This window comes from Paenibacillus periandrae, assembly GCF_022458865.1.
In the GTDB taxonomy this organism is placed as follows: domain Bacteria; phylum Bacillota; class Bacilli; order Paenibacillales; family NBRC-103111; genus Paenibacillus_S; species Paenibacillus_S periandrae.
Genome location: NZ_JAJNMU010000067.1, coordinates 1 through 3597, shown reverse-complemented (window position 1 = coordinate 3597; position 3597 = coordinate 1). Strand labels below are relative to the sequence as shown.

Below are 3597 nucleotides of genomic sequence, written 5' to 3'. Positions count from 1 at the left end.
CACCCGCTGCAGCAGCGACGAGCTTACGGAAAATCGCCGCCCTGACCGGACAAAGTGCTCTCCCGGCGCCATAGTCAGCACCACTCCCGTATAAGAGCTTTCGAATTCTTCGAGGCTTACCGAATACGGGCCGTGCGCAGGATCGTTCAGAAACGCTTTGCCGCGGGAAAAGCCTTCCACCACGAGAAAATGATTGAAGTTCCAGTGTACGATAAACGGAGGCTTGAGCGACCTAAGGCTTTCAGGCTCTTTCTTGTAGCCTTTGGCCTCCAGGCCGTATTTGCGCGCGGCTTTCAACAGGTGACTTGCCTTGCTTCCGTCTCTGGATACTCCGCAATCGTACCGGAGCGTCTCGATCGGAATGTGGCAGCCGTAATAAGCGAGTACGATCGCAAGCGACACCGCGCCGCATTCCACCGCCTCCATCTGAAGCAGCGTCGGCGTAGCAGCCCGGGTACTTCCGTATAATTTGGAACGTAGCGACGCCTTCATTTCCCTTCACCTCTTTGCTCGATCAAAACATCCATTCGATCGGATGCATTTTTCCCAGAATGAACTCGACCGAGCATAACATGCCCGTCGTAACGGTCATGTTATGCTCGGCGCGCGAGGCGGTCCAGCGCAATCCGGTCGGATGAGCCGCATCTTGCTGCAGCGCAACCCGGACTTCCACCAGGGGACCGGCCTCCAGGTAAGCTGCCGCAAGCTCGCGGTTCCCCATCGCCCGCTCCATATCCGCCAGCGTGACCGGCACCTGCGCTACGGCAGCCACCTCGCCGAATACGGCGCCGCCAGCGTTGGCATAATCACCGTTCGGCCATATCCTTGCCGCGATGCCGGGCTTCAAGCTTTTGCCTTGGTTCACTGGTACGTAGACGATGGCCTCGAATTTCTCCTCGGAGCCCGAGGCTTCCAGCGTGAACAGCGGCTCCCCGCTCTGGACCCATTGTCCCGGCTTCACATGGACCTTGAGCACTCGGCCATTCTGCAAGCTGACGACTCTGGACTTCAACAACAGCCGCTCAGCGCGGTCAGGGGAGTCGTCCCGGGTCCCGGCTTCCGGCCAGGAAGGGTCGAACAGCCTTGCGACCGCATCGCCCCGCCGCACGACATCTCCGGGCTTCACTCCAATATCCGTCACCTGTCCAGCCGCGGCAGGCACGATGGTTGCGAGCCCGTCCTGCAGTTGGAATACGCCGCTTCCGTTCAGCTTGACCGTCAAGGTTCCGGCCACCGCCCATATGAAAAACGCGGCCAGCAGCATGAAAATGGACAGCAGGGCAATCCAATGCCTCGGACGGGCGATCGTCATCAGCACGTCCAGCTTTTCGGGCGACGACATCTTCTCCAAGGCAGATTGCCTGAATATATTCGGCTTCATCTCTTCGTCTCTCCTGTTGTCCCGGATTTCGGCGTTTTCGGTGTTGGCTCTGGTGTTAATGAAACGATATGCACGGACGCTCCGTTATCTCCGCCGCCCCCCTGAAGGGGAGTGAAAGTATAGCGGCGGACTGCGCCCTCCCAAGATCCGATCCGGGCCATCGCCTCGCGCATCCGGGCTGGTTCGGCTGCGGCGGCCAGGCCTGCGGACTGCGCGATCAGCCGCACAGCGTCATAGGCGGCGGCCGCCAGCCTGCTCGGCTCGGCTCCATATGCGGAGCGGTACCGCTCCGCAAAAGCCTCAGCCTCCGTTCTGCCCGTTTTGGCGTCCAAGTCGGTATAGCCGTACACTTCGCCTTTATACGCCGCAAGAACATCCGCACCCGGAAGCGATGGTCCGACAAAGAGTGGGTACAGCGCCCCGGCCTGGGTTAGCCCTGTGCTAAGCTCCGGAGCGACTCCCCCGCTGCCGTCGTAGACGGTTACGGCTTGGGCCTGCAGCAGCTTCCAGCGGACAATCGCGTCCGTAAGCGCCGAACGTCCGGAAATCGCGGCCAGCCGATCCACCACCCTGATCCCTCTCCGCTCGGCCTCTTGTTCCAGCGCCGCCGCAAACTGTCGGCCCGGGACGCTATCCTCGTAATACACCGCGACCTTATTGAGGCTCTGGTCCAGCAGCAAGTCCGCCACTTTCCCGGCGTAGGCTTCGGGGGCAGGCGCTAGCGCAACAGACAGCCCCCCGGCCGATACAGATCCGTCGAGGAGCAGGGTCGGCAGCTCCCGTCTGACAGCCGACGCCGAGTCCGATTCGGCTGCGGCGATGGCGAATACGGGAGCTGCCCCCCCGCTTCGTCCGGCTTCCCCGCTGCCGCGGTAATCCGGCCACAGCTGCATGGGCGGCGAGACGGCGCTCAGCTGCGCATCGGCGACGGCCAGCTCAACGCCTTGCTTGACGGAAGCGGCGGCGAGCGCATCATGAGGAAGCTGGACGGCAATCGGCACCTCGAGCGCTGCCGGACCGCCGGCCGTCGCCATGACCGATTTCGAGACCGGCGGCTGTCTCTCATCCCCCGCTCCCGTCCAGTGCCAGACGTACACCGCAACGAGGAGGGCCAGACTGGCCGACAGTACGCGATAAAGAACAGCCGGACTCCATAACTTCTTAGCGACTGGCAGGCTGATGGGCCACTGCGCGGCCAGCACCGCCGCAACAGCCGCTTGCGCTCCGCTCGCCCCCGCCTCGACGGAGCCGCAGCCCAAAGCCGTCAGACCGGCGAAAATAGCCAGCATCGGAGGAACGAAGCGGGCAAGCAGCGAAACGAGGGCAAACAACGCGACGAGCGCGCCCGCAGCCGACATATGCTGACTAATCCACCCTGCGGTCAAACGCTGCAGACCAACTTCCTCATATAATCCCGCTGCGCTTGCAAGCAGCGCAAACACGATAAACGGCTCATAGCTCACCCCGCGGGCAACAGCTTTGGTCAGCAGTCCGCAAGCGGATAAAGCCAGCACCATCAACAAACTGACTCCGAGCAGACTGAGTCCAAGCCAATAAGCCAGCGTCATAGCCAAACCGCCGCCAAGCATGACGATCAGGGCAGCGGTCTCCTTGGCCGACAAGTTGCCCATCACTGACAGCTGAGCGCTCATGATCGACGGGTCGGGTGCCAATCGCTCACCTTCCCGCTTCAGAAGCGGTAAAATCAGATGAATAAGAAGCAGGACTGCGGCCAGCGGCCATGCCGTTATCATCCAATGAATAAAGCCCTCCCGATCCGTCAAGCTTCCCGGCAGCAGCGCCGCCGCAAACCAGCATAAGCCCGAGGATTGGAGCAACAAGATCGGATACGCAGCCGCATGTTGGCGTTCCCGTTCCGTAAGCTGCAAAAGAGCGAAAGCCTCGCTGCGCAGTCTTGAGGACGGGAGCATCCACACCGTTAAAAGGGACATCAGGCCGATCATGGAACCGGGTCTGACGCTGCTGGCCTGGAGCCGGAGCGCGGAGCGGAGCAGCAAGCGCTGCGCGACGCCCGTACGATAGACCGCTTGCGCGGACATGGCGAGAGCAAGTGCGGTGAGCAACGGGTAGACGAATGAAGCGGAGATGCCGCCGCCAAGCCCGATGCCGGGTAGCGAGACGGCGGATGCGGCCATGAGCATGGCCGCCAGCAGCGGCGACACGACCCCGCAGGCCGTGAGCAGCAAGGCCGTTAG

4 protein-coding genes are annotated in these 3597 nt (G+C 62.1%); all 4 read right to left on the bottom strand.

The genetic code is table 11. The features are described from left to right. The coding region (locus LRL21_RS44420) for a cysteine peptidase family C39 domain-containing protein (protein WP_240422153.1) at positions 1 to 492 on the bottom strand (492 nt) is incomplete at its 3' end. Between the two features lie 22 nt (positions 493 to 514). Next, complete coding sequence (locus LRL21_RS44415) at positions 515 to 1381, bottom strand: HlyD family efflux transporter periplasmic adaptor subunit (protein ID WP_240422152.1); 867 nt, start codon at positions 1379 to 1381, stop codon at positions 515 to 517. Beyond that, positions 1378 to 3135 carry a type 1 periplasmic-binding domain-containing protein gene (locus LRL21_RS44410; protein ID WP_240422151.1) on the bottom strand — a complete coding sequence of 586 codons (1758 nt, stop codon included), beginning with the start codon at positions 3133 to 3135 and terminating at the stop codon, positions 1378 to 1380. The genes LRL21_RS44415 and LRL21_RS44410 overlap by 4 nt, the downstream gene beginning before the upstream one ends. Next, positions 3059 to 3597: hypothetical protein (locus tag LRL21_RS44405; RefSeq protein ID WP_240422150.1), on the bottom strand; the 539-nt coding region annotated here is incomplete at its 5' end. The genes LRL21_RS44410 and LRL21_RS44405, both read right to left, overlap by 77 nt.

Coding starts and splice junctions, on each gene's coding strand:
- LRL21_RS44415 (WP_240422152.1), bottom strand. CDS start 1,381: ATGAAGCCGAATATATTCAGGCAATCTGCCTTGGAGAAGATGTCGTCG.
- LRL21_RS44410 (WP_240422151.1), bottom strand. CDS start 3,135: ATGATAACGGCATGGCCGCTGGCCGCAGTCCTGCTTCTTATTCATCTG.